The 1,381-nt window shown below is 65.8% G+C and carries 1 protein-coding gene; it reads left to right on the top strand.

From position 1 onward, the window contains the following. Nucleotides 1–63: 63 nt before the first annotated feature. Nucleotides 64–1,341 carry an IS256 family transposase gene (locus ACIPEK_RS46675; RefSeq protein ID WP_401944582.1) on the top strand — a complete coding sequence of 426 codons (1,278 nt, stop codon included), beginning with the start codon at nt 64–66 and terminating at the stop codon, nt 1,339–1,341. Nucleotides 1,342–1,381: the final 40 nt, after the last annotated feature.

Raw genomic sequence — 1,381 nt, 5'->3', positions numbered from 1 at the left:
GGGACTGTAAAACGTTCGGTGTAACTCCTGATCACGGAAGATGCACCGATGACCAGCAACAACATGACCGAGGCCGAGTCCATCGAGCTGTCTGAGGCGGTGCCGGCGAAGTCTGTGGACGACCGGCTGATTGACGAGCTGGTGAGCCGGGCTCAGGCCGAGGGACTTCAGTTGACCGGGGAGGGCGGACTGCTCCAGCAGCTGACCAAGCGGCTGTTGGAGTCCGCCCTCGAGGGCGAGATCACCGACCACCTCGGCTATGACAAGCACGATCCCGCCGGGAAGAACGGCGGCAACTCGCGCAACGGAACCCGCACCAAGACCGTACTGACCGATGTCGGCCCGGTGGAGATAACCGTGCCCCGCGACCGCGAGGGTTCCTTCGAGCCGAAGATCGTCAAGAAGCGGCAGAAGCGTCTGTCCGGCGTGGACGAGATGGTCATCTCGCTCGCGGCGAAGGGCCTGACCACCGGCGAGGTCCAGGCCCACCTCGCCGAGGTCTACGGCGCCGACGTCTCCCGCCAGACGATCTCCACGATCACCGACAAGGTCCTCGAGGGCATGGCCGAATGGCAGAACCGGCCCCTGGACGCCGTCTACCCGGTGGTCTTCATCGACGCGATCCACGTGAAGATCCGCGACGGCGCGGTGGCGAACCGGCCCATCTACGTGGCCCTGGCGGTCACGGCCGAGGGCCGGCGCGACATCCTCGGGCTGTGGGCCGGCGACGGTGGCGAGGGCGCCAAGCACTGGATGCACATCCTCACCGAGATCAAGAACCGCGGCGTGAACGACGTTCTCATGCTGGTCTGCGACGGGCTCAAGGGCCTTCCCGACGCCGTCGAGGCTGTCTGGCCGAAGACGATCGTGCAGACTTGCGTGGTCCACCTGCTGCGGAACTCATTCCGCTATGCCGCCCGCCAGGACTGGGACAAGATTGCCAAGCTCCTCAAGCCCGTCTATACCGCGGCGACCGAGGAGGCCGCACTCGGGCGGTTCGCCGAGTTCGCCGACGCCTGGGGCCGGAAGTATCCCGCGATCGTGCGGCTCTGGGAGAACGCGTGGGAGGAGTTCACCCCGTTCCTCCGCTTCGACACCGAGATCCGCCGCATCGTCTGCACGACGAACGCGATCGAGTCCGTGAACGCGCGGATCCGACGGGCGGTGAAAGCCCGCGGCCACTTCCCGAACGAGCAGGCCGCCCTGAAGTGCGTCTACATGGCGATCATGTCCCTGGACCCCACCGGGAAGGGCCAGGCCCGCTGGACCATGCGCTGGAAGACCGCACTGAACGCCTTCGACATCACCTTCGACGGCCGACTCTCCGCAGCCCGACAGTAACCCTCAACAACCCGAGTTACACCGTTCTTTTGACAGACCC

The sequence above is a fragment of the Streptomyces sp. NPDC088246 genome, assembly GCF_044741025.1.
Taxonomy (GTDB): Bacteria; Actinomycetota; Actinomycetes; order Streptomycetales; family Streptomycetaceae; genus Streptomyces.
The sequence above is the reverse complement of the archived record's forward strand: the minus strand, read 5'-3'. Positions and strand labels throughout refer to the sequence as shown.

Excerpts from the sequence above, each read along its gene's own strand:
- ACIPEK_RS46675 (WP_401944582.1), top strand. The coding sequence starts at position 64 with ATGACCGAGGCCGAGTCCATCGAGCTGTCTGAGGCGGTGCCGGCGAAG.